This window comes from Salinispirillum marinum, assembly GCF_042650105.1.
GTDB classification, from domain to species: domain Bacteria; phylum Pseudomonadota; class Gammaproteobacteria; order Pseudomonadales; family Natronospirillaceae; genus Salinispirillum; species Salinispirillum marinum.
In genome coordinates this window covers 842,116-867,362 of the sequence record NZ_JBHSAL010000002.1, presented here as the reverse complement: position 1 = coordinate 867,362, position 25,247 = coordinate 842,116, and the positions used below count along the sequence as shown (strand labels likewise).

The following is a 25,247-nucleotide window of genomic DNA, read 5'->3' as shown; positions in this document are numbered from 1 at the left end:
CTTTTGGTCTACAATGTCAGAAGTTCGACGGGATGTACCGCAGGCAGTAAAACATTCAATTATTATGCCAGTCACCAAGATTCTGGAGTGCTGAAATGGCCGGAGTATTAGACAGTGTCAACCAACGAACCCAACTCGTTGGGCAGAACCGTTTAGAATTATTGTTGTTTCGTTTGGCCGGTAAGCAGCTATACGGCATCAATGTGTTCAAGGTGAAAGAGGTTTTGCAGTGTCCTAAACTTACCAGTATGCCGAAAAGTAAGTCGGTGGTGCGCGGCGTTGCCCACATCCGAGGCGGGACGACACCCATTCTTGACCTTGGGTTAGCCACCGGAAAGCGGGCGCTGGACAATATTGAAGATGCCTTTGTGATCATTACCGAATACAACAATCGGGTGCAGGGTTTTCTGGTGCATTCGGTTGACCGCATAGTGAACATGAATTGGGAAGATATTTTGCCACCGCCAAAGGGAACCGGGCATGATCATTATCTGACGGCGGTGACCAAACTGGACAATCAGATGGTGGAAATCATCGACGTTGAAAAAATTCTGTCCGAGGTGTCGCCGGTTAATGAAACCATTCGTGAAGGTTTGATTACCGATGATGCCCGTAAAGCTGCCGTGAACAATAAAGTATTGATTGTCGACGACTCTCGAATTGCGCGTAAGCAAATCAGTCGTTGTGTTGAACAAATTGGTATTGAAACCGTGGTGCTCGAAGACGGTAAAGAAGCGTGGGATTATTTGCGCCAAATGCTGGCTGACGGTAAAGACCCGAAAAACGAGTTTGCGATGATCATTTCGGACATTGAAATGCCAGAAATGGATGGTTACACCTTGACGGCCAACATTCGTAATACCCCGGAATTGAAAGACATGCACATCATACTGCACACCTCTTTGAGTGGCGTGTTTAACAAAGCGATGGTGCAGAAAGTGGGCGCGAATGACTTCCAGGCCAAATTTCACCCGGATGAATTAGCACAAAAAGTTATCGATCAAATCATGGCGCGTGGCGGTTCTGTGCCTGCGCTCGAAGAATAAGTAAGGAGTACCCAGCCCTATGTCGGCTGTTAGCAAAGGTTACGAGGAATTTAGCCAGTTTCTGGAGAAACATTCAGGCATTGCGCTAGGCCCCAACAAGCAATACTTGGTTTCGAGCCGTCTACGAACCATTTTAAAGGACACGCAAGCAGAAACCCTGGCCGATTTGGTGAAGTTGATTGAGCGAGATGTGCGAGGTGGCTTGCGGGCCCAAGTGGTGGATGCCATGACCACCAACGAAACCCTGTGGTTTCGTGACATGCACCCGTTTGACATCTTGCGCAATAAATTGTTGCCGGAATACGCCGCTGAAAAGGTGAAGCAACCGCTGCGTATTTGGTCTGCGGCCTGTTCGACAGGGCAAGAGCCTTATTCCATTTCTATGATCATGGAAGAGTTTAAACGCACTCGCCCCGGCGTCTTTCAGGGTGAGAAGATTATCGCTACCGACATCAGCACACGCGCCCTGGGCGATGCAAAGGCCGGAGAGTACGCCATGTTGGCGCTTGGACGCGGCCTGGACACCGCCCAATTAAAGCAATACTTTGACCAGACCGCCGATGGCCGCTGGCGCATAAAGCCCAACATTTCGTCACGCGTGGAATTCCGTATTTTAAATTTGCTCGAGAGCTATTCGATGCTTGGGCAGTTTCAGATTATCTTTTGCCGCAATGTGCTGATTTACTTCACCACAGAATTAAAAATGCAGATTTTAAAGAAGATGCATCAAGCACTGCGTCCGGGAGGCTACCTGATTGTGGGTGCCTCGGAAGCTGTTAACGGGTTGAACGATTACTATGAAATGGTGCATTGCCGCCCCGGCATTATTTACCGCAAAAAATAGCGGCAGTGGCAGCGGAAAAAGCGGCAATCTTTGTCGTGTAAAACCGCTTTTTTCAATGGTGAATTCCCAAAAACCCGCATTCTATGCGGGTTTTCTGTTTTTGGCACGTATGTTGTATTAGAAAACGCAGTCACCATAGGAGCTTAGTCCATGTCCGCTTTAGGGTTTCAAAATTCGTTAGGTATTCACCAGCAGGCGCTGTTGGTTCGTGCACAGCGTACAGAAGTGTTGGCGAACAACCTGGCTAACTCGGATACCCCTGGGTTTAAAGCCCGCGACATCGACTTTGAAGCCATTTTACGTGGTGAAGTGAGCAAGAATGCCAGCTTGCCCGTGGAGCGCACGAGCAGTAAGCACTTGGCGGGCCGTGGCTCGATGAACCAGGATATGCTGTACCGCACACCGTACCAGCCCGCGATTGATGGCAATACGGTGGACGACAACGTAGAGCACGCAGAATTTACCAAGAACGCCATGGCGTACAACGCAACCTTCGAGTTTCTGAACTCCCGATTCACCGGCTTGCGCAGCGCACTGCGAGGAGAATAATCATGTCATTCAGTAACACCATCAATATTGCAGGGTCTGGCATGAACGCGCAGTCAGTGCGCTTGAACACCACAGCCAGTAACTTGGCGAACGCGCAGAGTGTGAGTTCCAGCATCGATGAAACGTATCGAGCCCGTAAGCCTGTATTTCAAATGATTCCCAAGCAGTACCATGACCCTAACTTCCGGCACATTACCGCGAATAAGGACATCGGTAACGGCGTGAACGTGGCCGCTATTGTCGAAAAAGATGGTCCGCTGGAGATGCGTTTTGATCCATCGCACCCGATGGCCAATGAAGAAGGCTATGTGTTCTATCCGAACGTGAACGTGGTGGAAGAGATGGCCGACATGATTTCCGCTTCTCGTACCTTTCAGGTGAACGTAGAAGTTTTTAACACCGCCAAAACATTGGTGCAGAAAACACTGACGCTAGGTCGATAAGGGTAGGTAGCCAGAATGTCTAATATCAATCAAGTCGGCCCGGGCAGTGCGTTAGAGCAATACGGCATTGACAAAAAAGCGCCCGCTAAAGCAGATAACGGCGAATTGGGCAAAGATCAGTTTTTGGAATTGATGATCGCTCAGCTGACCAATCAAAACCCATTGGAGCCGAAAGAAAACGGTGAGTTTATTGCCCAGTTGGCGCAGTTTTCTACCGTAGAAGGCATCACCAACATGAGCGGTGGTTTTGACCAGCTGGCCACCGCTATGAAGTCCAGTCAGGCCTTACAAGCCAGTAGCCTAGTCGGTGGCTCTGTCACCGTTGATGGGCAGCAAGAAAGTACGTTGCGATATGGTGAATTGGTATTTGGAACCGCCAATGTGGCCAGTGGTGCTGATAACTTGATGCTACAGATCGAAGACAGCAGCGGACAAATCATTGAATCGGTTGAACTGGGTCCTCAGTCAAATGGGGAGCTGACGTTCAAATGGAACGGCATTGATTTGGAAGTGAATGGCGAAATGGCGGATATTGACTACGACAAGTTTGAAACGGACGAAGACGGCAATATCTTGCCGCATCCGGAAGGGGAGTATACGTTCCGGGTTATGGGTAATGTCTTGGGACAGAATATGGCTCAAGACCTTTCCATGAGCTCGCGCGTGGACAGCGTATCCATTCAAGCGGACAACACCGTGGTCTTGAATTTGGACAGTGGACGTGAAACCACTTTGGATAAAGTAACGCGTATTAATAGCGTTTTCTAACACGCATATAACGACATAACAGAATAGCGCGGGTAAATGAATATTTACCCGTTTATGGCGAAGCCTTGCCGCTCGCCAGAGAATTACTACCCCGAAACCGGGCGAATAAGAGGAAAACATCATGAGTTTCAGTACAGGTTTAAGTGGACTTGCCGCGGCCAATAAAGACCTCCAGGTCACCGGTAACAACGTTGCTAACGCCTCTACGACCGGTTTCAAAGCCAGCCGCACGGAGTTTGGCGATGCCTACACCTCAAGCATGATCGGCTCCGGCCGCAATGTTGTCGGTGGTGGGGTTAATGTGGCGAACATCGGGCAGAAAATGACCCAAGGGAATATCACCCAAACCGGCAGCGTGTTGGATTTGGCCATCGACGGAACAGGCTTCTTTGTGACGGAATATCCCAACGGTGAAATCACCTATACCCGGTCTGGTATTTTTGGTGTCGATGAGAACGGTTTTATCACCAACAACCAAAAAGCCCGCTTGCAAGGCTATGGGGCTACATCGACCGGTGTGGTCGACGGCATCTTGCAAGACTTGCGTATTGATACCTCCAGCCAAGCGCCGCGTGGCACACACAGCGTAAATGCCGGCGTGAACGTACCGGCAGGGGCGCCTGTATTGGCACAACTCGGTAGCATAACGCGCACGAACGGTTTGGCGATTGGTCAAGTGCAGGTCGGTTCACCCGAAGCCACGGCGACAACGCTAAGCACAGTGGGCGTACCCACTACGGCCGGTACAGCTTCTTCGGTCACGGGCAGCCTGAGTCTAGCGGATATTTATACCGCCGGTGATGTGGTCGAGCCTTTGGAAATTTATTCCAGTGGTATCACGACGCCAGAATTTAATGGGCTTCAAGGTGTCGACGTAACCGGTACGTTACCCGCGACCGATGTCACTGACACCATTGAATTGGAGTTGACCCTGCCTGGCGCAGCTTCGTCCACAACGGTCGAAATTGGGCCTATGTTGGCCATTGCCACCACGCCTGCGCAAGCACGTACCGTGATGGAAACTGCATTGAACGCTAACTCAGCAACGGCGGGGCGGGTGTTCGTTAACTTGAACGCAGCCAACCAATTGGAACTCTTTACCACCGATGGTACAACGTTGCAGGGCATTGATAACGTCGGTACCGGCACCTTGGCCGATGAATTGGGCTTTGCAGCCGGTGGTGCGGTAACCGGACCTCGGTTGTTGTTTGATAACTTGGCTGCTGCTGAAGACATTGAAATTCAATATGTCGATGATACAGATACGAACCAAACGCTGACCGTTACCTTTCCATTAGGTACCAACTACGCTTCACAAGCTGATTTGCTGACCGCTTTGAACGGTGCGGCAGGTTTGCCAGCAGAACTGGAATGGCAGGCAACGCCCGATGGCTCTGGCATTGAGCTGGTTGCCGTTGATCCTGACTTTTCCATCACCAATGTGGTGGACGATGGCGGCACGGTTGGTTCGCAATTGGGTTTAGCCGGTGGTTCGGTGTTTGAGCGTGTATTCCAAACTCCGCCTGCAGCGACCGACACCATTCAGATTCAAATTCAAGATCCATTATTGAACGGTGGTGCGCCGTTGGGTGTGACCCTTGCCCCATTTCCGAACGGCGCTTTGTTTAGCAGTTTTGGTGCGATGATCGATGCTTTTCAACAAAGTATTGACAATAATTCGACCCTAGGCGGTCGGATCATTGTGCAGGCCGACCCCGAGCAAGACCCAGACTCTGCGGTTCAATTTGTGTCAACCACGGGTACACGCGTTCTGTCGGTGAATGACATTGGCACCAGTGATATCGCCCAAACCCTGTTCCTGCGCACAGCGGATGGCGCTGCAGCACAAACCTCAGTGTTCAGCCAGTTACCACCAGCCTCGCCGCAGACCATTGATATAACTATTCAGGGACCCAACATTAACGAAGGTGTGTCGACCACCATCACCTTGGAGCCTTTTCCAGTGGGTGGACAGATTCGCAGCATGAGTGATGTGATCGAGTCGTTCCAGGCCGCTGTCGACAATGATGCATCCTTAGCGGGTCGCTTGCGAGTGCAGGAAGACCCTGACCGTCCCGGATTCTTGCAGGTTATTACCGACGGTCCCTTCGCGGCTGACGGAACCTCGATTGTGCGTATTACTGACAACGTAGGAACCTTGACCGGCCTTTTAGGCATTGATACGGAAGATACGGGTACTGATGCACCTCTGGTCACGGCACCCATCGTCGGTACGGATTTGTTTGCTAATGGCGGTAGCATCGACTTAACCACGATTGAAGGCTCACCCATTCAAGTGGGTGGTAATCAAACGACTGGGTTGACGTTCAATAACTTTGAGTCAGGCTCGGTCAGTACGTTGCGTGGGTCGTTGTCTCTGCCCAGCACGGCCATCGGTGACCAAGGTGGTACAGCCGGTCGTACGCTGGATTTACGCATACTGTCGGGCAGCCTTGACAGCACAATTTCCATCAGCGTGCCTGCGGCTGGCTTTGCGTCACGGGCAGATTTAGCCAATGCCCTTAACAATGCCTTATTTACCAATCCGACATTGAGTGGCCAGGTCACCGCCGGTTTGGACGGAACGAACCTGTTGTTCGCCAATACCGCCAACAACTCGAATCCTGTAACGGTAGTAGATGACAGCAGTACGGCGGTCGGATTTAACGGCGATACCTTGGGCTTAACCGCCAGCAGTGTACCGTTGCCAACCTCCACGCCCGGTACAGCCGATGTACCTGCCAATAACCAGCTGCGCGTGAGCGTAGGCGGTGAAGATCCGGGCGTCGCTACGGTGGTCATTCCAGCGGGCGAATACACCAATGCTGATGAAGTAGCTGAGGCTATCAATCTGCAAATTAATGCCTCCGGCCAAATTGCTGGCAAAGTGGAAGCCAGCAATGTGAACGGCCGCATCGTATTCTCTCTGACTTCTTTAGGTGGTTTTCCGAATACGCTGAACATCACCAACGTATCGGGTAATACGGGATCATTAGCGGCCATTGGTCATGCATCACAAACCTCATCAACTGCCATTGACCCAGTCGATCGCCGCAACTCCTTCCGCATTAATCTGGCGGTACCGTTACCAGATACTGAAGGCCGCTCGGGCTCTGTTGAGATTGCTTTGGATGAAAATATTCGCAGCATTGAGCAATTGGCCCAGGCGATCAATCGTGAATTGGCCGATGTGCCAGAGGACGAATACATTGGTGTTCGGGCGCGCGTGCAACTGAATGACGACGGCACAAAACAAATCCAATTGGTCGCAACTGAAGCGGGTGAAGCCTCGCAAATCAGTATCTCAAACGTAATCGCCATTGGTGAAGACATCACCGTGGAAGAACTGAATGCGCTATTACAAGTGGATCGCTTGAACAGCGAGTACCTGGAATTGGGCCAGCCAAAGGTCAATAACGGGTATCCCGAGCAATCCTTCATTCTGTTTGATCCAGAAGAAAATGAAGAGCGTTTGGTCACCATTGATGCACAGCAGACAGCCGCGCAAATTGCCACCCAATTGTCCGGTTTGCCCGGGGTGAATGCGACGGCGAACACGACCCTGCGATTTGTTGCATCGGATTACTCGAACGCCGGTGATATGAATGTGTTCATCAATGGTCAGGTCATCAACGCCAATGACTTCTTAGCCATGGTGGAAGAAATAAACCAGTATCAGCAATCATCGCTGGCGGGTATCACGGCTGAGTTGGATGCGGAATCTGGGGACTTGATTTTAACCTCCTCAACCGGTCAAGACATTCAAGTAGGTATTGAATCACCTCGTGTCGCAGATCGCCTGACCTTGCTGGGTGAAACCGGCACCGCGCCAGTTACTTTGGGTGCTGTTGAAGATGGTGAGACCACGGCGCTGGTGGGTGGTAGCGTGGAAATCATCTTGAACAATGGCTATACCATGCGCCAGCCAGACCCACGGGTCACTGGTTTGTTCAATGGTTTAACCACCGATGATTTCGAAGATTACGTGATCAATGCCTTTGATCCGGACAATCCGGAAACCTATAACGAGACGGCTTCGCTGACGATTTACGACTCATTAGGTAATCAGCACGCGTTGCAAATGTTTTTTGTGAAGGATCAGGACGACCCGAATCGCCCCTTTGATTTGAACTCTTGGACCGTCTACGCCCAAGTCGATGGCCGTGATGTAGGTGACCCGGATTTGAGCCTGCCATTCCCGCAGAACCAAGAACCGACTCAAGCGTCGTTCAGAATGTTCTTCAACGCGGACGGCACCTTAAACCGTGACGCCAGCGGCTCATGGTTGATCTCTAACTGGTTGCCGCGTGATGACGAAGGTGGTGCCACTGGTGGCTATGGTCCATTGCCTGAAGCACAGGGTGGCCGTTTGCCGATTGTAGAGCCAAACACCAGCTCTAACTTTGTCATTGATTTCGAGCGTGTAACCCAGTTTGGTGGCCCGTTCTCGCGTGATAACTTTTCGCAGGATGGCTATGCCTCAGGGCAGCTGAAAGACCTGGAGATCAATGACCGGGGTGAAATTTCAGCACGCTATACCAACGGGCAATCACAAACCATCGGACAGGTATCTATTGCATCCTTCCGGAATCCTGAAGGACTGAATCCGATTGGTTTCACCGAATGGGTTGAGTCGTTCGATTCCGGCGATGCCACCATCGGGGTTGCCGGTACGGGTATCCTAGGGTCGATTCGCTCGAACGCCCTGGAAGATTCGAACGTAGACTTATCGGAACAACTGGTGCACTTGATCATCGCACAACGGAATTTCCAAGCCAGTGCGAAGACCATTGAAACCGCCAGTGCGGTAACGCAGACCATCATCAACCTTCGTTAATGATGGGCTATAACGCTCCGCTGGGCAGCAACACATAAGGCTATCCGCTGCCGCTTTTTTATGTGTTGTTGCCGCCTTTGCCGCTGTTTTTTCCTCAAAGAAACAGCGGCATCCCCCTAAAACCGCCCAGGGCCGCACCCTGTGGCGGTTTTCTTTTTAGTTGGCACAGTTATCGCATTGAGAGACATAGATGAGTTCTTAATGAGGGGTCAAACCCATGGATCGTGCCATATACATTGCTATGACCGGTGCCAAGCACAATATGCTGGCGCAGGCAGCGCACTCCAACAACCTGGCCAACGCCAGTACGACCGGTTTTCGCGCCGACTTCGAGCAAGCCCGCGCTATGCCAGTGTTTGGGGAACATTACCCATCCCGTGCGTACAGTATGACGGAACGTCCGGCCAGTGATTTCAATGAAGGCCCACTGATCAGTACCAGCCGCGATCTCGATGTGGCGATTGCCGGGCAAGGGTTTTTGGCTGTGTTGGATGAAAACGGTGAAGAAGCCTATACCCGCCGGGGTGACCTGACGGTCGATGCCGCCGGGCAAGTATTCAACGGTGACGGCAGGCCGGTGATGGGTGAGGGCGGTCCCTTGGTGATTCCACCCTATCAGCAATTGTTCATTGGGAATGACGGAGTCATCAGCGTGCGAGCACCGGGTGATGGTCCCCAGGAGCTTTTACAGGTGGATGCCTTAAAGCTGGTCAACCCGGATCTGCAAACCATGGAGAAAGGCACCGACGGCTTATTTCGCCCGAACCAGGGAGATGCGGTGTTGGCTGCCGACCCGCTGGTGGAGGTGCGTTCCGGCTATTTGGAAGGCTCTAACGTGAAAGCTGTTACCGAATTGGTAAGCATCCTGTCGTTGAGTCGGCAGTATGAAATGCAAATTAAGATGATGAAGAGCGCCGAAGAAGCCTCTGAAGCATCACAACGTCTGCTCCAAATGAGCTGATAGGAGAACCGCATCATGATGAAGGCACTGTGGGTTAGTAAAACGGGGTTGGAAGCACAGGACATGAACCTGTCAACCATCTCCAACAACTTGGCCAACGTCAGCACCACCGGTTTCAAAAAAGACCGCGCGGTGTTTCAGGACTTGATCTATCAAATTCAACGCCAGCCCGGTGCGCAGGAAAACCAGAACAATCAACTGCCGTCCGGTTTGCAGTTGGGTACGGGTGTACGCATTGTGGGTACGCAAAAAGAGTTTAGCCAAGGGGATTTGGAAGTTACCGAAAACCCACTGGATTTGGCGATCAATGGACGCGGTTTTTTCCAGATTTTGTTGCCGGATGGCAACGCCAGTTACACCCGTGACGGCACCTTCCATATCAATGCCGATGGTGAAATTGTTACCGCGTCCGGTGCCTTACTTGAACCGGGCTTGGTGGTGCCAGAGCAAACCAAAACGCTCACCATCGGCAGCGATGGCATCGTGACCGCTGTCTTTGCCGGTGACAACTTGCCGATTGAGATCGGTCAGGTTGAAGTGGTGGACTTCATCAACCCGGCAGGTCTGCAAGCCATCGGCAACAACATGTTCCTAGAGACTGCAGCCTCAGGTGCGCCACAACAAGGTGTACCGGCATTTGATGGTTTTGGGGCCATCATTCAAGGGGCGTTGGAAACCTCTAACGTGAAGATCGTGGAAGAAATGGTCGACATGATTTCCACCCAGCGCGCCTATGAAATGAACTCGAAAGTAGTGTCCACCGCCGACCAGATGCTGGGCTCTATTACGCAGAATCTTTAATCGTAGCGGCGGGTAACGAAATCCGCTACCGCGATGCCTGACGAGGAGGCAGAAACGATGAAACCGATAAGAATCCTGACGTTGTTGGTAGGTGCCGCTGTGATCAGCGGCTGCACCTCAACCGGTGAGCTGAAGTTGGATGAACGGCCAGATGAACCCGCATGGGCGCCCGTGCCCGTGCAAACCAGCATGACACCGCCACCGGCCAATGGGTCTATTTACGCGCAGGCCTATGGTATTCAGCTTTATGGCGATAAGAATGCCCACCGTGTCGGCGATGTGATCACCATTATTCTGGACGAGCGGACGGTATCGCAAAAATCCAGTCAGACAAATTCGAGTAAATCTTCGGAAGCCGATTTGCGCGCCCCGGTGATTGGTGGCAACGAGTTGCGGGTATTGAATAATGCATTGTCCGCCAGTGTGAATGGCGACCGCAGTTTTGCGGGCAGTGGGCAAGCCAACCAGAGCAACCGCTTAGAAGGCGCGATCAGTGTCACGGTGGCGGAGGTCTATCCCAACGGCGTGTTGCGCGTGCAGGGCGAAAAATGGATCACGTTGACGCGTGGGGAAGAGTATTTGCGGGTTACCGGGATGATTCGGCCGGAGGACATCAATTTGGACAACACCGTGGCGTCCAGTAAACTGGCGGATGCGCGCATTGCTTACAGCGGTACGGGAGAATTGGCAGATTCTACGCGTCAGGGCTGGTTGACCCGCGCGCTGAACAGCGGTTGGTTTCCGTTCTAAAGGGCATTGAATGCCGGTGGGTACAGGGTTGTGCCCACCCTATCTTAGGATTACAGGTTATGCGTCCTCTTTACCCACTGGTGTCCCTATTGCTGTGGTTGAGCTTCGTCTGCTCATTCGCTTGGTCACAAACGACCCAACCAACCCGATCCGTAGATGTCACGGCGCAATGCGCAGCTATTGGTCTTGGCCAACGGTTATGTGCATTGAATACGTTGAACGCCCAGCTTTGGTGGGTGGACTCCGGTGGCGAGCGCGACGCGGTTTGGGTATCGGACTATTATCGGTTGGGGAACTGGACATTAAGTGACAACGGTCAATACGTTCTGCTTGAGGCCTTCGGCTTCGGTGGACCACAGCACATCGCTCTGCTGGCCACAGAAAATTTTCTGAATCAAGAACAGCCTGTTCTACCCCTCTGGCAGCAAACATACCAAATGATCGGGACGGCGAATCAACAGTCCAGTGGGCAGGTCATAGGTTGGTTGGATGAAGGGCTATTGCTGCGTGAAAGCTTTGGTGCTGCTGTTGATAACGCGGCAATGGAGGGTGCGGCCGAACAGGCCGGTGAACACTGCTTGCGTTGGGTGGCACTGCCAGATCCTGGAAACTCCAGAACACTCTGCGGACAGGCGATCAGCCGCCTGCAGGATGCGGAAGAGGCCATGCTGCTCTGGCGTCGCTTCAGTCCGGAGGAATGAAATTTTCGGGTGGTTTTACGGCATGAAAATTGCTCTTTCTTCGGTATATCTTCGTGTGTCAAAAAATGGTTAACCTCATGCGTGTATTAAATCGATTGTTATGGCTGGGTGTGTTGGGTTGTTTGTCTACCGTGGCCGTGGCTGACCGCATCAAAGACATCGCGTCCGTCGCGGGTGTGCGCGACAACCAACTGGTGGGTTACGGCTTGGTGGTGGGTCTTGACGGCACGGGTGATCGTGCGCCCTTTACCAACCAAACCTTCAGCAACATGATGGCGCAATTTGGCATCACCATTCCGGAAGGCGTAGACCCGCGTTTACGCAACGTGGCCGCAGTATCCATTCATGCCACCTTGCCAGCCTTTGCCCGATCAGGGCAGCCGATTGATGTCACGGTATCCTCGTTGGGCAATGCCAGTTCGCTGCGCGGCGGCAGCTTGTTGTTGGCCCCGTTACGTGGCGCAGACGGGAACACCTATGCCGTGGCGCAAGGTAATTTGTTGGTGGGTGGTTTCGGAGCCGAAGGGGCTGATGGGTCCAGCATCACCGTCAACGTACCGAGCGCGGGGCGTATCCCCGGTGGTGCTATCGTTGAGCGTGAAGTTGCCAGCGGCTTTAACGAAGGCGATTACCTTACGTTTAATTTGAACCGTGCGGATTTTACGACGGCAACTCGCATGGCGCAGACGATTAATGATCTGTTGGGCCCCAACAGCGCTTATGCGATGGACGCCGGTAGCGTGCGGGTGACCGCGCCGCGTGATTCGAATCAACGGGTTTCTTTTTTGGCAGTGCTGGAAAACTTGGAAGTGCAGCAGGGTGAAGGCCGGGCGAAAGTGATTGTGAATTCACGCACGGGCACCATCGTGATCGGTCAGCATGTGCGCATTTCGCCGGTGGCCATTACGCATGGCAATTTGACGGTAACCATCGACCAAACCTTACAGGTAGCGCAGCCTGAACCCTTTACCGAGGGTGAAACCGTGGTAGTACCGGATGCGGAAATCGCTATCGATGAAGAAGAAAACCGCATGTTCCTATTTGGCCCAACAGCAACGTTGGAAGACGTGGTGACGGCGGTAAATGAAGTGGGTGCGTCGCCCAGTGACTTGATGGCAATTCTAGAAGCCATGAAGCAGGCCGGTGCGTTGAACGCTGAGTTGATTGTCATTTAATCCGTCTCTTTTATCCGCCAAACAGCCGTAGAGTATATGCCTACGGCGCTCCAGGGCAGGCCGGGAGTCGCGCCTTAAGGCATATACTCTCCGCCAGTTTGGCCTACTATGCACTGGCATACGAATTTCACAAACTTACCCACGACTCAATCCCACAATCCCCTTCTGGCACGCCATTTGCTGATACAACTACAGTGAATCTGTAACAGAGAATGGTATGGCCTTAAATAGCTTCAGTAATACAGCATCCAGCAACGCCTTTGTCTACACCGACCTGCAAGGACTTGAGTCGATCAAGCGGCAGGCCGGCAGTGACGAAGAAGGCGCGCTGCGTGCCGTTGCCGAGCAATTTGAGTCCATGTTCACGCAGATGATCATGAAAAGCATGCGTGAAGCCACGAAAACCCTGAACCCCGACAGTTTCCTGAGCTCCTACGAAACCGAGTTCTACGAACAAATGCTGGATGAACAGATGTCGCTGAACATGTCGCAACAGGGCGGCATGGGGTTGGCCGATGCACTTTATCAACAATTGAGCAGCCAAGCTCAACGAGCAAAAGGCGGCAATGGTTCGCCGGATGTGTTGCCGCTTGACCGGCATGGACGGGCAATTTTACCGGCCACCTTGCGGGCACCCGAAGCGAATACTCTGCCGTCGGTAACCAGTCCTGGTGATACGGAGTTATTGGAATCTCTGTCATCAATGTCACCCGAATCGAATTTAACCGCCGAACAAAAGCAGGCGCTGTTCAACACGCCGGAAGACTTTGTGGCAGCGGTGATACCGCACGCGGCGGCCGTGGCGGAAGAAATGAATGCCGACCCTCGTTATTTGGTGGCGCAGGCGGCGTTGGAAACCGGTTGGGGTCGTCACGTAATCAGTCGGGCCGATGGTGACAGCAGCCACAATCTATTTAACATCAAGGCCGATCATCGTTGGTCTGGTGATCGCGCTACGGTAACCACCAAGGAGTATCTGGCCGGACGGCCGGTCAACGTTCAGGCGGCCTTCCGGGCCTATGAGAGTCTGGATCAAAGTTTTGCCGATTATCGCCAGTTCCTCAGCAGTAGCCCGCGTTATGCCGAGGCGCTCGCTGTCGCCGATGATGGTGCTGCCTATGTTGAAGCCTTGCAAGCCGCAGGCTATGCGACTGATCCGCAATATGCCGAGAAAATACAACGCATTGCCCAAAGTCCGATGATGGACGCGCTGTTTCATCAAACCTTAGCCGTTCTAGGAGAGCAGCCATGAGCTTACTGAATTCTGCCCTGACCGGGTTGAGTGCATCGCAAAAGCACCTGGAGGTTATAGGTAATAACATTTCCAACGCCAACACGCCCGGCTATAGCCGCCAGGAAGTGGTGGTGAATTCGGCTGATTCTCAGTTTATGGGTGTCGGGTATGTGGGTTCCGGGGTTGAAATTACCACTATTCGTCGGCTCTATGACCGCTTTGCGACGGAACAACTGCGCACGGATACGCAGCAATTTAAAGGGTTTGAGTCGTATCGGGACAACATTGATCAAATCAACAAACTCTTGGGCGATGAACGGACCGGCATTGGCCCGGTCTTGACCGAGTTCTTTTCAGCCTTGCAAACGGCATCGGACAGCCCTGGGTTTATACCCGCACGGGAAGCCTTTCTGGGTTCCGCCAGTGTGTTGCAGGATCGTTTTAATTTGGTCTATGAGCGTATGGACCAACAAAACACCACCATCAATAACCAGCTGCAAAGTTTTGCCGGTGAAGTGAACACCATTTCCCAGTCCATCGCGCAGTTGAACCAAGACATCGCCAACTCGGTTGGTGACGCCCGGCGCGCGCCACCCAATGAGCTACTGGATAAGCGGGATGAGCTGGTGCGACAGCTCTCCGAGCTGGTCGGTGTGGATGTCGTGGAAGCCGATGGCAATTACGATGTCTACATCGGCTCCGGGCAAGCACTGGTGTTGGGGTACGAGTTCAACCGCATAGAAGTGCAGCCGGGTATTAAAGACCCGAGTCGGTTTGACTTGGTCTACCTAAACCGCAAAGAACGCACCGTGGTAACAGACATTGTATCCGGTGGACAAATTGGTGGTGTGCTCAAATTCCGTAATGAAAACCTGGACGAGGCCCTGAACTATTTAGGGCGGGTAGCCATTGGGGTGGCCACGGCGTTTAACGAACAACAAGCGGTAGGCATCAACCTGTTCGGCAACTTTGGCTCTGATATGTTTACCGACTACAACGATGTAGCATTGGCACGGGGCCGGGTGCAGTACAACTTTAACAATGCACGACCAACCGACCGTGTAGTGGAAGTCTATATTCGTGACATCAACCAGCTTTCCACCAGTGACTATGAAATGCGTTTCACCGGCCCGCGCGATGCCAACTATGAAATCATTCGGGTGGATGATGGTGAAGTGGTCAGTAACGGCGTTATTTCAGGTGAGCGTCCGGCCACGTTGAGCTTTGAAGGGGTCGAGGTAAAACTCGTGTCCGGCAGTTTTCAAGCCGGAGACCGTTTCTTGTTTCAACCCACGCGTAGCGGTGCACGCGATTTTTCTCAAGTCTTGAAACAACCGGCAGAATTGGCCTTTGCGATGCCCATCAGTGGGGGTGCGAGTTTATCCAATCAAGGCACCGGTGATATTAACCAAGGTGTTTTATTGGATGCCAATACGGATTCATTTGCCGTACCGGGGGAGTTATCGCCGCCCATACTCGTGGTGTTCAATACCCCTACGTCGTACAGCTTATTGGATAACAGTGATCCTCAGCGACCACGCCAATTGCAACCGCCGATGCGTAATTTACCCTTTACGCCGGGTGTCGCTAACGCATTGTTCTCCAACAATGTGGGTGAAACTCAGGTCACGAGTAATGCTGGTTGGCTACCCAAGGTGCCCTTCACACAGTCCGCCAGTCAACCCGATTTTTGGCCGAATAATGGGTTCAATGCCGAGCGTGTGACGTTTCAAACAATAGGTGCGGATGGTGAGCCGCAACTGCTTGAGCGGCTGTCAATACCGGCAGGGGCGACGGCCGCTGAAGTAGCCGCTGCGGTAAGTGCTATTTCCGGTGTCAGTGCGCGAGCATTTACCGAAGTAGAATTATCCAATTTTCAGTTCGCCAGTCCGCCGGAAAATGGCGATTTACGCACCGAGATTTTCATCAATGGTGTCGACATCACCATGTTGGGTGAAACGGTTGGGGAGGTGCAGGGCATCTTCAAACCGGGTTTTGAACGCGATGTTCCAGACCCGATTACCCCAAGTTTTATCGCGGGTCGCATTAACAGCAGTTACGCCTTGGAAGAATTGGGAATTACGGCCGTCAGTGACGGTGAATCAGTGCGGATTTTCTCTTCCACCGGCGAAGATATTCGCATCGAATACAAGGGTGACCGTGAACTGGGTGGCGCAGTAGGCGCAGGCGACAGTTTGGAAATCAGTAATGGCCAGGAGACGTTTCTGGATGCTATCGGTGCGGATACGCGCGGGTTACTCAGTGCCAATCGTGGCTTCGATTTTTCTGACCGTGGGCCTTACCTTTACGAATTCACCACACCCTATGGTGATAAAGCTTCCATCGAACTGACCGATAACTATGCAACCGGTGAAGAGTTGCAATTGGGTATTGCGCAAAAGATTGAAGCCGAGTTGGCGTCGCAAGAGCGGATAAAGCGTAATGATCCTTGGTTGAACGGTGCTGACGCACCGGGACGTGTTGCTGTCTCTATTGATGAGCGCGGCAACATGAGCTTCAAGGTGGTGATGAAGGTGGAAGGCTTGGGCGAGAATGCCTCCCAAAAGCTGACCATGGGCGGACAGGTGGATGTGCGCATGGATGAAGGCATTTCGCTGGCTTCAGAGCCATCGTATGGCAATCTGTTTGGCGGTAATCCTGTCGCGCAACCTACCTTCACGGGCTATCAATTTGAAATTGACGGCCGGCCGGAAGCCGGAGATCGCTTTAATATTGGCTACAACAAAGACCCCAGTGCAGATAACCGCAACTCGGAACGCATGATTGATCTGCAAACCAAGAAAACGCTGAGTGGGCGAGACGGCGGGCTGAATTTCAACGATGCCTATTCGCAACTGATACAACAGATCGGGCTATCAACCCGGCAAGCCCAGGTAAACACGGATACATCGCGCGTGTCCTTGGATCAATCCGTAGCGGCTCAGCAGCAGGTCTCCGGGGTTAATTTGGATGAAGAAGCCGCGCGCTTGGTTAGATTTGAGCAGGCTTACAACGCCAACGCACAGATGATACGCATTGCGCAAGAAGTCTTTAATGCCTTGTTGGCCGCGTTTTAATGAATTTTTAGGGCTCACTGCAGCGTTTGCGGCGGCCGAATGAGTGATTTTTGAGGGCACCACCATGGCGGATCGGTTATCCAGCTATCAAATTTCAGCGTCATCGCTGAACAACATATTGCGTTTTCAAGCGCAAGTGGCGAAGACATCGGAGCAAGTCAGTACCGGCCGCAAAGTCGTCACCCCGGCCGATGATCCGGTGGCGAATAGCCGAATTCTGCAATTGGATCAAGAAATTGCGCTAGGGGCACAATACGAAAAAAACATCGATTCATTGCGTGGTCGCTTGGAATACCAAGAGTCCATCATGGTCGGTATGGAAACGGTGCTGCAACGGGTGCGCGAACTGACTGTAGCGGCGGGTAACGGAACGACGACCATTGCCGACCGGCAAGCCTATGCCGCCGAAATTAAACTGCGCGCCGACGAATTTCTACAACAGGTCAACAGTAAGGATGCCAGTGGTGAATTTCTGTTTTCCGGCTTCTCCGGTCAAACGCAGGCGTTTGTAAAAAATCCCGGTGGTGGCTTCACCTATCAGGGAGATGAAGGTCAACGACTTATTCGGATCTCCAACTCCAACAGCGTGCCGGTGAGCGATAACGGCAAAGACATTTTTCTGGATGTGCCGGTTAAAAAGCCATCCTTTTATACCTACGCCAGTGAATTGAACCGCGGGCAGCCGGTGGGGGTGATCTCGCAGGGCATTATTGCCGACCAAGAAGCCTTCTCTGCTTTCTTTCCGGAAGACGCCATTATTACCTTCAATAATGAGCTGGATATTGAACCACCGGGCCCCAACTTTACCGTACGGCAACGCAGCGATGGCAAAGTGATTGAGGGCTTGGCCAACCAAGCCTATTTCCCCGGTATGCAGGTAGGGTTTGCCGGGTTGCAAATCGGCGTTACGGGCAACCCCGCCCCGGGTGATAGTTTTGTGGTCGAAAGCGCCAAAAAACAAGGGCCTCTGTACACCATGGAACGCTTGGTCGGCGGCTTGATGACCTTGGGTGACAGTGCCGAAGATACCGCCAAAGTTGCGACCTTACTGGCCGACTCGCTGGACAACATAGACGCTGCGATTGAGAACGTCTCGATTTATCGTTCTAAGATCGGTGCTCGGTTAAATACCGCCGAGACGACGAAAGATATTCACATGGACTTAGGCTTGGTCGCGAAGGATGTACGCTCGAACTTGGCCGACATTGATTACGCGGAAGCCGTCAGCCGACTGCAAATGGAAACCTTGGCCCTTGAGGCAGCACAGCAGACTTATGTAAAGGTAGCGAGTTTGACGCTTTTTAACTTCTTACGTTAAAGCGGTTACGTTAAAGCGGTTACGTTAAAACGGTCACGCTAACGCTGGTTTTGGTAGGCTTTGACGGCTTTTTGCTTAACGTGATCTGTCCGCAGTTGTTGATGGATGCGGGACTGCTCGGATTTCAATGCAGCGCGCAAACTCTGTTCTTCGGTGCGCAGCTCGGAGACGGCATTTTGCAACCAAGTCAGCGCTTCGGCATCCAGTTGATCAAGAAAGGATGAATTCAGCAGTTCAGCCAAATGTTGATCGCGGATTTCAATGAGTTGAAGGACCGCAGATAGCTCGTCTGTCGATTGACCCGTGGCTTGTCGGATGTCTTGAGTTAAATCCGCTATCACTTGCCACCGTTTCTGTAATGCGTACATCCGCTTGCTCCTGTTTAGCCCGTGCATTGCGTTGAAGTGTAGCATGACATCGGTGTGGAGCGAGTCCGATGGACGACCGTCCCGTTCGGCATGGCGTAATTTTTGCTGATCATTGTCTTATACAGTTGGGGCATGACAACCCTTTGACACCTGATCCCTGCGGCCACCCTGTTGAGTGAACCGAGTAAGAAGGTGTATTGCGACGAGTCTATGCACGAGGAGATTGCGCTTGACCATTCGTGTCTTGGTAACAGGAGCTGACGGCTTTATCGGCTCTCATTTAACGGAACTGTTATTGGCGCAAGGTTATGCCGTGCGTGCATTAGCACAGTACAACTCATTCAATTCTTGGGGGTGGCTGGAGGATTGCCCAGCGCATCCTATGCTGGAAGTGGTGACAGGTGATGTCAGAGATGCCCACTTTTGTCGAAGCATCACGCAAGATATGGACTGGGTGTTTCATCTGGCCGCATTAATTGCTATCCCGTACTCCTATCAGGCACCAGAGTCCTATGTGGATACTAACGTGCGTGGAACATTGAACATGTGCCAAGCAGCGCTCGACAATGGCGTGTCGAGGATGATTCATACGTCCACCAGTGAGGTCTATGGCACCGCGCAGTACGTGCCGATCGACGAACGGCATCCCTTGCAGCCTCAATCTCCATACAGTGCTTCGAAGATCAGCGCTGACGCGATGGCGATGAGCTTTTACAACGCCTTTGATCTGCCTTTGACCATTGCACGACCGTTCAACACCTACGGGCCGCGTCAGTCCGCACGCGCGATTATACCGACCATCATCGGACAGATCGCAGCTGGGGCAGAGCACATTAAGCTGGGCGACCTCACCCCGACGCGGGATTTCAATTTCGTGCAGGACACCTGTCGGGGTTTTCTCGCGTTGGCACAATGTGAACAGGCGGTTGGGAAAACGGTTAACATCGCCTCGAATTTTGAAGTCTCGATGCGCGATACGCTCGAACTCATTAAGCAGTTGATGCAGAGTCCGGTTGAATTCATCACCGATGAACAGCGGTTACGGCCAGGGAAATCCGAAGTCTTTCGGCTCTGGGGCGAAAACGCCTTGTTGCGCGAACTGACGGGTTTTGTGCCCAATACAACGCTGTCTGAGGGCCTACAACAGACCATTGATTGGTTCATAAAACCTGAAAACCTCGCAAAATACAAAACTTCTATTTACAACCAGTGACCGAAATCATGCTATCGCAGCTTGTTGAATTCATCCGTGAACACTACAGCACTAAAGAGAGCATACCGTTGCATAGCCCGGTGTTCGGCGCAGCAGAAGAAGCGCTTGTCTTGGACACCTTGCGCTCAACGTTTGTGTCCAGCGTGGGTGCGTATGTCGATCAATTTGAAACACAACTTGCGGCATTTACCGGAGCGGAAAAAGCTGTTGCCGTGGTGAACGGCACCGCAGCCTTACACATCGCCTTGCGCCTGGTTGGTGTAAAGTCGGGTGATCTCGTGCTCACCCAGCCGTTGAGTTTCATTGCCACGGTGAATGCAATTCGTTATTGCGGCGCACAGCCGGTGTTTATAGATATCGAGCGGGCAACCTTGAGTTTGTCGCCTATGGCCATGGAGCAGTGGTTGACGGAACAGGCGTTTATGGATGATCAAGGTATTTGTCGTCATCGGGATACCAATGCCGTCATTCGGGCTTGCGTACCTATGCATACCTTTGGCCATCCGGCGGATTTAAACAGCCTGATGAGTGTGTGTGCCCGCTGGAATATCGCCTTGGTTGAGGACGCCGCTGAAGCTTTAGGCAGCTACCGTGGTGGGCGGCATGTAGGTACGTGGGGAAAAGCCAGCGCACTCAGTTTCAACGGCAATAAAATCATTACCACCGGTGGTGGTGGGGCAGTATTGACCGACACGCAATCTGCCGTATGGGTGAAGCACATGACCACCACCGCAAAGGTGCCTGAGCGGCAAGACTTTACCCATGACGATGTCGGCTATAACTACCGATTACCCAACCTTAACGCCGCATTGGGCTGTGCTCAGATGAGCCGTTTGCTGGCATACGTGCAAGAAAAGCGCCTGTTAGCCAGTGAGTACCGACACATTTTTCAAGACAGCCCTTATTCGTTTGTCGATGAGCCCGAAGGAACACAAAGCAATTTTTGGCTGAATGCCATTGTTGCCGAAGACCGCCCGGCACGCGACTTCATGCTGCAGGAAACGCAAGCCAAGGGCATTCAAACACGTCCCGCATGGCGACTGCTGCACCAGCAATCAATGTATGAAGAATGTTTAAGAGGTGAACTAAAGGTTGCTGAAGACTTAGCCGAACGGCTGGTTAATCTGCCCAGCAGTGTGCGCAGGAGCACCGTGCTATGACCGCACAAAAGACCATTGCGGTCTTTACCGGCACTCGGGCGGAATATGGTCTGTTGTATTGGTTGTTACATGACCTAAACCAAGACACAGATACCCATCTGCAACTGATCGTTTCCGGCACGCATCTGGTCCCCGGTTTTGGTAATACGGTGGCGGATATCGAACGTGATGGATTCCAGATTTCGGCCCGTGTCGATATGGTGCTGGCCAGCAATTCTTCCGTCGGCGTCGTCAAATCCATGGCGGTAGGCATGATGGGCTACGCCGAAGCCTTAGATCGTTTGCAGCCGGATGCATTAGTGCTTTTAGGCGATCGGTTTGAGGCTTTGGCCATGGCACAAACGGCGCTGATCATGGGCGTGCCCATTGTGCATTTGCATGGCGGTGAAGTAACCGAAGGTGCTTATGACGACGCCATACGCCACAGCATTACCAAAATGGCCAGTTTGCATTGTGTCGCTGCAGAGCCGTATCGACAACGGGTGATCCAACTCGGAGAAGACCCGGCACAGGTGCATACTGTGGGTACTGTGGGTTTGGAACACTTAAAGCGAACCCCGTTACTGGCGCGGAATGATCTCAGTGCAGACCTCGGCTTTGATCTGACACGGGACTATTGTCTGGTCACGCTGCATTCAGAAACTCATGCCTTAGCGCAAACCCGGCGTGAACTGGATGCGTTAATTGAAGCCTTGGCGGATTATCCCGACATTAATGTGCTCTGGACCTACCCTAACGCAGATCAGGGTGCACAGGTCATCATCGACACCATTCTAACGCTGCAACAAGAACTGCCCGAGCGCTATAAGGTGGTGGTTAATTTGGGCTCGCAACGGTATTTGTCGGCCATGGCGGGTGCGCGTGCAGTGCTCGGAAACTCATCCAGTGGCTTGATTGAAGCGCCTGCTTTGGGTAAACCCACATTGAACATTGGTGGCCGCCAGCAAGGCAGATTACTGGCCGACAGTGTTGTCGGCGCTGATGCAGACAATATGAAGGCTGCATTGAAACAGGTGTTCTCAGCCGAATTTGCCCAACAATGCCAAACGGTGACCAACCCCTATGGCGATGGTGAAGTGAGCAAACGCATTATCCACCTGCTAAAAACAACATCGCTTACGTCGAGGAAAGCATTCCATGACCTCATACAATAACCGAGCCTCGGTCTACATTATTGCTGAAGCCGGCGTCAACCATAACGGTGATGAACAGCGTGCCTTGGCGATGGTAGACGCCGCTGCAGACTGTGGTGCGGACGCCGTTAAGTTTCAAACGTTCAAAGCCGAATACCTGGTGTCGGCCAACGCACCCAAAGCACAATATCAAAAAGCCAGTACGGATGCGGCCGAAAGCCAGTTGGACATGGTGCGAAAACTGGAATTAACGTACGAGTTCCACCATAAACTGCAAGCCAGAGCGCGTGAACGCGGCATAGATTTTATCAGCACCGCATTCGAGTTACCCAGCCTGAAGTTTCTGCAAACACTTGATTTACCGTGGTTTAAGATCCCGTCCGGTGAGATTACCAATGGGCCACTCTTGATGGCTTTTGCGCGCACGCAGAAGCCGTTGATTCTATCGACGGGCATGGCCACGCTAAGTGATGTTGAAACAGCGTTAGCGATCTTGGTGTGGGGGCGCTTGAGAAGCGATGAGCCCAAAAGCCTCAACGACATTTGGCAACACTGGAGTAACGTGCGGTCGAGCCTCGATCTTGGCCGATGGGTGACCTTGTTGCACTGTACATCGCAATATCCGACACCTGCAGACGAAGTCAACTTGTTGGCTTTGCGCACCTTGCAAAGCACTTTCGGTGTGCCGGTGGGTTACTCCGATCACACCGCGGGACATTTGGCGACGACGGCCGCCGTAGCCCTGGGCGCTACGGTCATTGAGAAGCATTTTACATTGGACCGCGCACTACCCGGCCCCGACCATCAAGCGTCTATGGACCTCCCCATGTTACAAGACATGGTAGAACGCATACGGGAACTGGAAGTTATGCTGAGCCACGGTATGAAAGTGCCTCAGCCGAGCGAATGGGATACCCGGCAAGTTGCACGGCAACATCTCATTGCTGCCAAACCGATTTCTGCGGGAGAACCGTTTTCCATGGATAATGTCCGCACGGCCAGAACGGGCGGCGGGATGTCGCCCGTTCATTATTGGGATGTTTTGGGGACACGCGCAAAACGGAATTTTGCGCTGGGTGAGGTGATTGGCGAGTGAATGTTCACGCCGCCATGCTGAAGATCGAATTTTTATGAAGTTGAATTTAACGGAAGCGCGTCGTTTTTGGCAGTTACTCCCTACTGAGCTAAAGTCGCCGTACCACGCACCTGACTATGTGGCGATAGATGCGGGCGATAAAAGAGCGACCGCCGAGCCATTTTTTTATGGCTTTCAGAAAGGTGGAGAGAAATATTTCCATCCACTTCATTGCATTGTTACAGAGTCACTGAATGTGGTTGATTTGGAAAGTGCTCGTGGTTATGGCGGCCCCGTAAGCACGACAACCAATATCGATTTTTTGGCAGAAGCCCATTTAGGCTATGAGACCTGTATCAAAGAACTGGGCGTCATGGTGGAGTTTGTACGGTTTTCTCCGGTACTTCAGAATGACGCCTATTATGCCGGCACTGTTGTGGAAAACAGACAGACATGCGGGATTGATTTGAGCGATTATTCCTTGCAACACGTGGGTGGAAATTCACGTGGGAATATTCGAAAAGCCATAGCCAATGGTTGCGAATTGGTCGTGCATGATAGACCTGACAGTGCAATTGTGCGGGCATTTTATGTGGGCTACCGACAACGGATGGTCGAATTAAATGCTTCTGACGATTATTTTTACTCTGAAGACTATTTTCAGTTGCTATTGACGAAGAATACGTTGTTGGCACAGGTTGTTTTAGGGAACAAAGTTCTTTCACAGGCACTATTTTTGCTTACTGATTTTGTACTGGAATACCACCTTTCTTATACGACAAGAGAGGGTATGACGTTGGGTGCCACAAATTTTCTCCTGCATCAAATGGCACTCCGGCAACAAGGCCAACAGCAATGGTTCCATCTGGGAGGGGGGTTAACGCGCCATGAGGACGATCCTCTTTACCGCTTCAAAAAGCGAGCAGGAAGCTTGTCCTTTTTGTACAAAACGGGTTATCAAATTTTTGACACCACCCAATATCTACATTTGCGCGGGAGAATGGCCTCACTGGACCCATGCTATCCCGAACGAACCATTTTCTATCGCGATTAATAAACCGTAAATGAATAGGGGAACAGTAATGGCTTGGGACAGTAATTGGGAATCAATATTCAGCACGCGGCCCTGGGGCAAGTACCCAGGTGAAGATGTTATCCGCTTTGTGGCGCGGAATTTCTACAAGTCACCGGATCGATCCGCGATTAAGTTGTTGGAAGTTGGCTGTGGTACAGGGGCCAATATCTGGTATATGGCGCGGGAAGGATTTTCAGTTTTTGGTGTTGATGGCTCAAAAACCGCCGTTTCACTGTGCGAGCAAAGATTGAGCGAGGAGGTCAGCGGTTGGTCGGGTGAGATCGTGCAAGGCGACATCCTTAATTTACCGTTTGAGGATGGAACATTTGACGGGGTACTGGATGTTGAAGCCATTAGCTGCAATGCATTTGAGGATTCTGTTCAGATTTATCGTGAAATGGCTCGTGTTTTGAAGCCCCATGGGAAGTTGTATACGCGTTGTTTCGCCACGGGTACACATGGCGAAGGGACGGGCAAACAAGTGGGCTATCGGGGTAGTTACCCCGACGAAGGTCCGATGGCCGGTATGGGTTTCTTGCGCTTAACGGCGAAGGGAGACCTGCCCAACTTGTTAGCACCCTTTACCATTGATGAAGTGGACTTAATCGTTCGTGGTGAAACGATGAATGAACCGATAAGAGAGTGGTGCGTGACGGCCACCAAAACGCAGTGAACAACAACGGCGTTATTAAGTTTTGGCGTGATTTGCCGATAACCGA

General features: G+C 52.2%; 21 protein-coding genes. 20 read left to right on the top strand and 1 reads right to left on the bottom strand.

Translation table 11 applies throughout. The features are described from left to right. Positions 1-95: 95 nt before the first annotated feature. The 14 genes from ACFOSD_RS11175 (at position 96) to flgL (ending at position 18,504) form a co-directional block, all read left to right on the top strand. Positions 96-1,046 carry a chemotaxis protein CheV gene (locus tag ACFOSD_RS11175; RefSeq protein WP_380696510.1) on the top strand — a complete coding sequence of 317 codons (951 nt, stop codon included), beginning with the start codon at positions 96-98 and terminating at the stop codon, positions 1,044-1,046. 19 nt (positions 1,047-1,065) lie between these two features. Beyond that, complete coding sequence (locus tag ACFOSD_RS11170) at positions 1,066-1,890, top strand: CheR family methyltransferase (protein ID WP_380696508.1); 825 nt, start codon at positions 1,066-1,068, stop codon at positions 1,888-1,890. A gap of 150 nt (positions 1,891-2,040) precedes the next feature. Next, entirely contained in the window at positions 2,041-2,439 is a 399-nt protein-coding gene (gene flgB, locus ACFOSD_RS11165; protein WP_380696506.1) for a flagellar basal body rod protein FlgB, read from the top strand. 2 nt (positions 2,440-2,441) lie between these two features. Then, entirely contained in the window at positions 2,442-2,882 is a 441-nt protein-coding gene (flgC, locus tag ACFOSD_RS11160) for a flagellar basal body rod protein FlgC (RefSeq protein ID WP_380696504.1), read from the top strand. Between the two features lie 15 nt (positions 2,883-2,897). Next, entirely contained in the window at positions 2,898-3,650 is a 753-nt protein-coding gene (locus ACFOSD_RS11155) for a flagellar hook assembly protein FlgD (protein WP_380696502.1), read from the top strand. Between the two features lie 121 nt (positions 3,651-3,771). After that, entirely contained in the window at positions 3,772-8,487 is a 4,716-nt protein-coding gene (locus tag ACFOSD_RS11150) for a flagellar hook-basal body complex protein (RefSeq protein WP_380696500.1), read from the top strand. Between the two features lie 217 nt (positions 8,488-8,704). Then, positions 8,705-9,448 (top strand): flagellar basal body rod protein FlgF, encoded by a 744-nt coding sequence (locus tag ACFOSD_RS11145; protein ID WP_380696499.1) that lies wholly within the window; start codon positions 8,705-8,707, stop codon positions 9,446-9,448. A 15-nt stretch (positions 9,449-9,463) separates the two neighbouring features. Further along, a complete protein-coding gene (gene flgG, locus ACFOSD_RS11140) occupies positions 9,464-10,249 on the top strand; it encodes a flagellar basal-body rod protein FlgG (protein ID WP_380696497.1) in 786 nt (261 codons plus the stop codon). 57 nt (positions 10,250-10,306) lie between these two features. Continuing rightward, entirely contained in the window at positions 10,307-10,999 is a 693-nt protein-coding gene (gene flgH / locus ACFOSD_RS11135; protein WP_380696495.1) for a flagellar basal body L-ring protein FlgH, read from the top strand. Positions 11,000-11,058: 59 nt separating this feature from the next. Then, positions 11,059-11,700 carry a hypothetical protein gene (locus tag ACFOSD_RS11130; protein ID WP_380696493.1) on the top strand — a complete coding sequence of 214 codons (642 nt, stop codon included), beginning with the start codon at positions 11,059-11,061 and terminating at the stop codon, positions 11,698-11,700. 77 nt (positions 11,701-11,777) lie between these two features. After that, the gene (locus tag ACFOSD_RS11125) at positions 11,778-12,875 is read left to right on the top strand and encodes a flagellar basal body P-ring protein FlgI (protein ID WP_380696491.1); all 1,098 of its coding nucleotides are present in this window, start codon (positions 11,778-11,780) and stop codon (positions 12,873-12,875) included. A gap of 217 nt (positions 12,876-13,092) precedes the next feature. After that, positions 13,093-14,127, top strand: a complete 1,035-nt coding sequence (flgJ, locus tag ACFOSD_RS11120) for a flagellar assembly peptidoglycan hydrolase FlgJ (RefSeq protein WP_380696490.1) — start codon at positions 13,093-13,095, stop codon at positions 14,125-14,127. Beyond that, positions 14,124-17,186, top strand: coding sequence for a flagellar hook-associated protein FlgK (gene flgK, locus ACFOSD_RS11115; RefSeq protein ID WP_380696488.1), 3,063 nt, complete (start codon positions 14,124-14,126; stop codon positions 17,184-17,186). Before flgJ ends, flgK begins: the two co-directional genes overlap by 4 nt. Positions 17,187-17,250: 64 nt before the next feature. After that, the gene (gene flgL, locus ACFOSD_RS11110; protein WP_380696486.1) at positions 17,251-18,504 is read left to right on the top strand and encodes a flagellar hook-associated protein FlgL; all 1,254 of its coding nucleotides are present in this window, start codon (positions 17,251-17,253) and stop codon (positions 18,502-18,504) included. Between the two features lie 38 nt (positions 18,505-18,542). Here the strand turns inward: flgL and ACFOSD_RS11105 are convergent, their stop codons facing one another. Continuing rightward, complete coding sequence (locus ACFOSD_RS11105) at positions 18,543-18,872, bottom strand: hypothetical protein (protein WP_380696484.1); 330 nt, start codon at positions 18,870-18,872, stop codon at positions 18,543-18,545. A gap of 229 nt (positions 18,873-19,101) precedes the next feature. Between ACFOSD_RS11105 and ACFOSD_RS11100 the strand changes: the two genes are divergently transcribed. Genes ACFOSD_RS11100 through ACFOSD_RS11075 form a run of 6 tightly spaced genes read left to right on the top strand, consistent with a single transcriptional unit; the run spans position 19,102 to position 25,201 of the window. Beyond that, positions 19,102-20,085 (top strand): NAD-dependent 4,6-dehydratase LegB, encoded by a 984-nt coding sequence (locus ACFOSD_RS11100; protein WP_380696482.1) that lies wholly within the window; start codon positions 19,102-19,104, stop codon positions 20,083-20,085. A gap of 8 nt (positions 20,086-20,093) precedes the next feature. After that, complete coding sequence (locus ACFOSD_RS11095) at positions 20,094-21,245, top strand: LegC family aminotransferase (protein WP_380696480.1); 1,152 nt, start codon at positions 20,094-20,096, stop codon at positions 21,243-21,245. Beyond that, positions 21,242-22,399, top strand: a complete 1,158-nt coding sequence (gene neuC, locus ACFOSD_RS11090) for a UDP-N-acetylglucosamine 2-epimerase (RefSeq protein WP_380696478.1) — start codon at positions 21,242-21,244, stop codon at positions 22,397-22,399. Before ACFOSD_RS11095 ends, neuC begins: the two co-directional genes overlap by 4 nt. After that, positions 22,383-23,474, top strand: coding sequence for an N-acetylneuraminate synthase (gene neuB / locus ACFOSD_RS11085; protein ID WP_380696476.1), 1,092 nt, complete (start codon positions 22,383-22,385; stop codon positions 23,472-23,474). Before neuC ends, neuB begins: the two co-directional genes overlap by 17 nt. 34 nt (positions 23,475-23,508) lie before the next feature. Further along, positions 23,509-24,507 carry a hypothetical protein gene (locus ACFOSD_RS11080; RefSeq protein ID WP_380696474.1) on the top strand — a complete coding sequence of 333 codons (999 nt, stop codon included), beginning with the start codon at positions 23,509-23,511 and terminating at the stop codon, positions 24,505-24,507. Positions 24,508-24,535: 28 nt separating this feature from the next. Then, positions 24,536-25,201 (top strand): class I SAM-dependent methyltransferase, encoded by a 666-nt coding sequence (locus ACFOSD_RS11075; protein WP_380696472.1) that lies wholly within the window; start codon positions 24,536-24,538, stop codon positions 25,199-25,201. Positions 25,202-25,247: the final 46 nt, after the last annotated feature.

Bases quoted from the DNA above. Each gene is read 5' to 3' on its own strand.
- ACFOSD_RS11175 (WP_380696510.1), top strand. From the start codon at position 96: ATGGCCGGAGTATTAGACAGTGTCAACCAACGAACCCAACTCGTTGGG.
- ACFOSD_RS11170 (WP_380696508.1), top strand. From the start codon at position 1,066: ATGTCGGCTGTTAGCAAAGGTTACGAGGAATTTAGCCAGTTTCTGGAG.
- flgB (WP_380696506.1), top strand. From the start codon at position 2,041: ATGTCCGCTTTAGGGTTTCAAAATTCGTTAGGTATTCACCAGCAGGCG.
- flgC (WP_380696504.1), top strand. From the start codon at position 2,442: ATGTCATTCAGTAACACCATCAATATTGCAGGGTCTGGCATGAACGCG.
- ACFOSD_RS11155 (WP_380696502.1), top strand. From the start codon at position 2,898: ATGTCTAATATCAATCAAGTCGGCCCGGGCAGTGCGTTAGAGCAATAC.
- ACFOSD_RS11150 (WP_380696500.1), top strand. From the start codon at position 3,772: ATGAGTTTCAGTACAGGTTTAAGTGGACTTGCCGCGGCCAATAAAGAC.
- ACFOSD_RS11145 (WP_380696499.1), top strand. From the start codon at position 8,705: ATGGATCGTGCCATATACATTGCTATGACCGGTGCCAAGCACAATATG.
- flgG (WP_380696497.1), top strand. From the start codon at position 9,464: ATGATGAAGGCACTGTGGGTTAGTAAAACGGGGTTGGAAGCACAGGAC.
- flgH (WP_380696495.1), top strand. From the start codon at position 10,307: ATGAAACCGATAAGAATCCTGACGTTGTTGGTAGGTGCCGCTGTGATC.
- ACFOSD_RS11130 (WP_380696493.1), top strand. From the start codon at position 11,059: ATGCGTCCTCTTTACCCACTGGTGTCCCTATTGCTGTGGTTGAGCTTC.
- ACFOSD_RS11125 (WP_380696491.1), top strand. From the start codon at position 11,778: ATGCGTGTATTAAATCGATTGTTATGGCTGGGTGTGTTGGGTTGTTTG.
- flgJ (WP_380696490.1), top strand. From the start codon at position 13,093: ATGGCCTTAAATAGCTTCAGTAATACAGCATCCAGCAACGCCTTTGTC.
- flgK (WP_380696488.1), top strand. From the start codon at position 14,124: ATGAGCTTACTGAATTCTGCCCTGACCGGGTTGAGTGCATCGCAAAAG.
- flgL (WP_380696486.1), top strand. From the start codon at position 17,251: ATGGCGGATCGGTTATCCAGCTATCAAATTTCAGCGTCATCGCTGAAC.
- ACFOSD_RS11105 (WP_380696484.1), bottom strand. From the start codon at position 18,872: ATGTACGCATTACAGAAACGGTGGCAAGTGATAGCGGATTTAACTCAA.
- ACFOSD_RS11095 (WP_380696480.1), top strand. From the start codon at position 20,094: ATGCTATCGCAGCTTGTTGAATTCATCCGTGAACACTACAGCACTAAA.
- neuC (WP_380696478.1), top strand. From the start codon at position 21,242: ATGACCGCACAAAAGACCATTGCGGTCTTTACCGGCACTCGGGCGGAA.
- neuB (WP_380696476.1), top strand. From the start codon at position 22,383: ATGACCTCATACAATAACCGAGCCTCGGTCTACATTATTGCTGAAGCC.
- ACFOSD_RS11080 (WP_380696474.1), top strand. From the start codon at position 23,509: ATGAAGTTGAATTTAACGGAAGCGCGTCGTTTTTGGCAGTTACTCCCT.
- ACFOSD_RS11075 (WP_380696472.1), top strand. From the start codon at position 24,536: ATGGCTTGGGACAGTAATTGGGAATCAATATTCAGCACGCGGCCCTGG.